Source organism: Bradyrhizobium sp. (genome assembly GCF_019244115.1).
In the GTDB taxonomy this organism is placed as follows: domain Bacteria; phylum Pseudomonadota; class Alphaproteobacteria; order Rhizobiales; family Xanthobacteraceae; genus Bradyrhizobium.
In genome coordinates this window covers 1-2,988 of the sequence record NZ_JAFATE010000640.1, presented here as the reverse complement: position 1 = coordinate 2,988, position 2,988 = coordinate 1, and the positions used below count along the sequence as shown (strand labels likewise).

The following is a 2,988-nucleotide window of genomic DNA, read 5'->3' as shown; positions in this document are numbered from 1 at the left end:
ACCTCGATCTGACGGACGCGCTCGCGCGACACGCCGAACTCGGCCGCCAGGTCTTCCAGCGTCATCGGCTCGTCGGCCAGGCGCCGCGCCTCGAAGATGCGGCGTTCCCGGGCGTTGAGCACGCCCATCGCGCCGGTCAACGCATCGCGGCGATGGTCGTATTCCTCGCTCTCCGCCATGATGGCTTCCTGGTTGGGCGCGGTGTCGACCAGCCAGTCCTGCCATTCGCCGGCCTCGCCATCGTCGCGGATCGGCGCGTTCAGCGACGCGTCGCCACCGAGGCGGCGGTTCATGTCGACGACGTCCTGATCCGTCACGCCAAGGCGCTTGGCGATCGTCCTCACCTGATCGGGGTGCAGGTCGCCCTCATCCAGCGCATTGATCCGGCTCTTGGCCTTGCGCAGGTTGAAGAAGAGTTTTTTCTGGTTCGCCGTGGTGCCCATTTTCACGAGCGACCAGGATCTCAGAATGTACTCTTGTATTGACGCCTTGATCCACCACATGGCGTATGTGGCGAGACGGAAGCCTTTGTCGGGCTCGAACCGTTTCACCGCCTGCATCAGGCCGACATTGCCCTCCGAGACGACCTCGGAAATCGGCAAACCGTAGCCGCGATAGCCCATGGCGATCTTGGCCACGAGCCTGAGGTGGCTGGTGACTAACCTATGCGCCGCGTCGCGATCGTCATGCTCGCGCCAACGCTTGGCGAGCATGTATTCCTCCTGCGGTTCCAGCATGGGGAACTTGCGGATCTCGGCGAGGTATCTTGATAGACCGGATTCTCCATTGAGAACCGGCAAAGTAGCTGTGCGGGCCATTCAGCGCCCTCCAGTTGGTTCAGGTCCCCGATAGCGGCGGGCCTGGCAGGCGGCCGCTTGGTTAAAGCCGGCCGTTCTGCGATGTTCCGCGTTGGATGTTCAACGCACCTGCAACATTACACCAAATGGCCTTCGATAGGGAAGGATTGCTGACGTCACGTCCCCGTGTGGCTGCTATAACCGCTTGGTATAATTAGGATTTTCTGAGGGCCCTGCGTCATAGCGCCGCTTCCAAAGCGCGCTGTAGGGTCAACAAATCCTTGGGCAGAATCGATTCCCAATGCAGGATCTCGCCTGTTCGCGGGTGCTGAATTACCAATAGGTAGGCATGCAGGGCCTGGCGGGCAAGGGCGCCGAGGGCCGCCTGTGCCTGCGGCCCAAGGTGAACAGCCTTGGTCTTGAAGTGCGGTCCGTAAACGGCGTCGCCGAGCAACGGGTGACCTGTGTGGGCGAGGTGGACCCGGATCTGATGCGTGCGTCCGGTCTCCAGCCGCAGCGCGAGCAGGGAGGCGACGCCCTTGCCGTCGCGTCCGTTGAAGGTCTCGCTGATCTCCCAATGCGTGATGGCCTCGCGGCCGCCTTCGCGCACAGCCATTTTCTCCCGCGCGTGCGGGTGGCGGTCGATCGGCGCGCTGATCGTACCGTGCGGCCGGTTGGGGACCCCCCAGGCGAAGGCGAGATAACCGCGCTGCATCGCGCCGGTGCGGCCATGATCGGCGAACTGCGCCGTCAGCGAACGATGCGCGAGGTCGTTCTTGGCCACCACCATCAGCCCCGAGGTGTCCTTGTCCAGCCGGTGCACGATGCCCGGCCGCCTGACGCCGCCGATGCCGGACAGGCTCGCGCCGCAATGCGCGATCAGCGCATTCACCAGCGTCCCGCTCTCGTGGCCGGCGGCCGGGTGGACCACGAGGCCCGCAGGCTTGTCGATGACGATGATGTCGTCGTCCTCATAGACGATATCGAGCGCAATGGCTTCGGCCTGGGGCTCGGCAGGCGCCGCCTCGGGCAGGTCGATTGTAATCGTATCGCCGTGCCCGACATGATAAGCGGGGTCGCGGATGGGGGCGGTTCCGACCTGCACGCGGCCGTCCAGGATCAGGGCTTTCAGCCGCGAGCGCGACAGGTCCGGCAGGCGCACGGCCAGCACGCGATCGAGCCGGGCCGATCCCTCGTCGCCTGCGACGATGACCGAACGCCTGTCTGGACACTCTTGATCCGAATCTTGGGATGAGACCTGCATGACCGATACTGCTTTGCCCGAACCGACCCGCGAACAGGCCCTGCTGTTTGCGCGGGTGCGGCGGATGATGCTGATTGCGGGCCTGACCACGGCCTTGGCGATCTCGGCCGTGCTGACCGCCATCGGCTATCGCCTTTTTCACGAGGAGGGAAGTCCGGGGGCGGCCGATGTCACGGCGGTGCTGCCGAAGGGCGCCAAGATCATGGCCGCCGCGGTGGCCGGCGACCGGCTGGTGGTGACGCTGGATGTCGGTGGGATGACCGAAATCCACACCTTCGACGCCCATACGTTAAAACCGGCCGGGCGGCTGCGCTTCAGCTGGGAACCCTGATTTCGCCGGATCTCTGGGCCCACCTGGCCGGCGACCACGGATCAACCAAATGACGGGATCATGGGCCGCCGCGCCCGCAGCGCCTTGCGGTCAACCGATTTCGATTGTATGTCCTGAAACCTCGTGAATGCTCCCATCGTCTAGCGGTTAGGACGCGGCCCTCTCAAGGCTGAAACAGGGGTTCGATTCCCCTTGGGAGCGCCATCGATAGTGCGCTTCACAGTCGCGTCCCGAATATTCTCTTTTGGGGAGTTTGGTCCATGCGCATTCAAATCTTATCTATCACCTTTTTCGCGTTCCTGTCGGCCTCTAATGCCTTCGCGGATGTTGAAAACGATGGCTGGTTCTTGAAAACCTTTATCTTGAAATATATGCGCCCTGTGGCCAAGCCCGCCGAGCCCTATGAGCTCAACACGGGCGTTACTGGTGGAATGTCGGCCGATCGCGCGGTTTATGTGCAAGGAGAGAATGTCGGCCAGCACTGGGCTTCTGCGCAGCGTGTGGTTTCGCTGGTCACTTGGCGGGGGAGGCGGGCGCAAGTCACGCTTCGGCTTAAAAACGAAGGCGGTATTGGCTCCAATCTGGCGATGGTCGTG

The 2,988-nt window shown here is 63.2% G+C and carries 4 protein-coding genes and 1 tRNA gene; 3 read left to right on the top strand and 2 right to left on the bottom strand.

Annotated features, from left to right (window positions below):
* Positions 1–818, bottom strand: an 818-nt coding sequence (gene rpoH, locus JOZ76_RS27990) for an RNA polymerase sigma factor RpoH (RefSeq protein WP_291704178.1), incomplete at its 3' end; no start/stop codon positions are given.
* A gap of 217 nt (positions 819–1,035) precedes the next feature.
* A complete protein-coding gene (locus JOZ76_RS27985; protein WP_291704176.1) occupies positions 1,036–2,061 on the bottom strand; it encodes an RluA family pseudouridine synthase in 1,026 nt (341 codons plus the stop codon).
* Between JOZ76_RS27985 and JOZ76_RS27980 the strand changes: the two genes are divergently transcribed.
* From JOZ76_RS27980 to JOZ76_RS27970, 3 genes are all read left to right on the top strand, one after another.
* Positions 2,060–2,392, top strand: coding sequence for a hypothetical protein (locus JOZ76_RS27980; protein WP_291704174.1), 333 nt, complete (start codon positions 2,060–2,062; stop codon positions 2,390–2,392). The two genes, JOZ76_RS27985 and JOZ76_RS27980, sit on opposite strands and share 2 nt — an antisense overlap.
* A 129-nt stretch (positions 2,393–2,521) precedes the next feature.
* Positions 2,522–2,596 (top strand) — tRNA-Glu (locus JOZ76_RS27975).
* Between the two features lie 56 nt (positions 2,597–2,652).
* Positions 2,653–2,988: hypothetical protein (locus JOZ76_RS27970; RefSeq protein ID WP_291704173.1), on the top strand; the 336-nt coding region annotated here is incomplete at its 3' end.

Coding starts and splice junctions, on each gene's coding strand:
- JOZ76_RS27985 (WP_291704176.1), bottom strand. CDS start 2,061: ATGCAGGTCTCATCCCAAGATTCGGATCAAGAGTGTCCAGACAGGCGT.
- JOZ76_RS27980 (WP_291704174.1), top strand. CDS start 2,060: ATGACCGATACTGCTTTGCCCGAACCGACCCGCGAACAGGCCCTGCTG.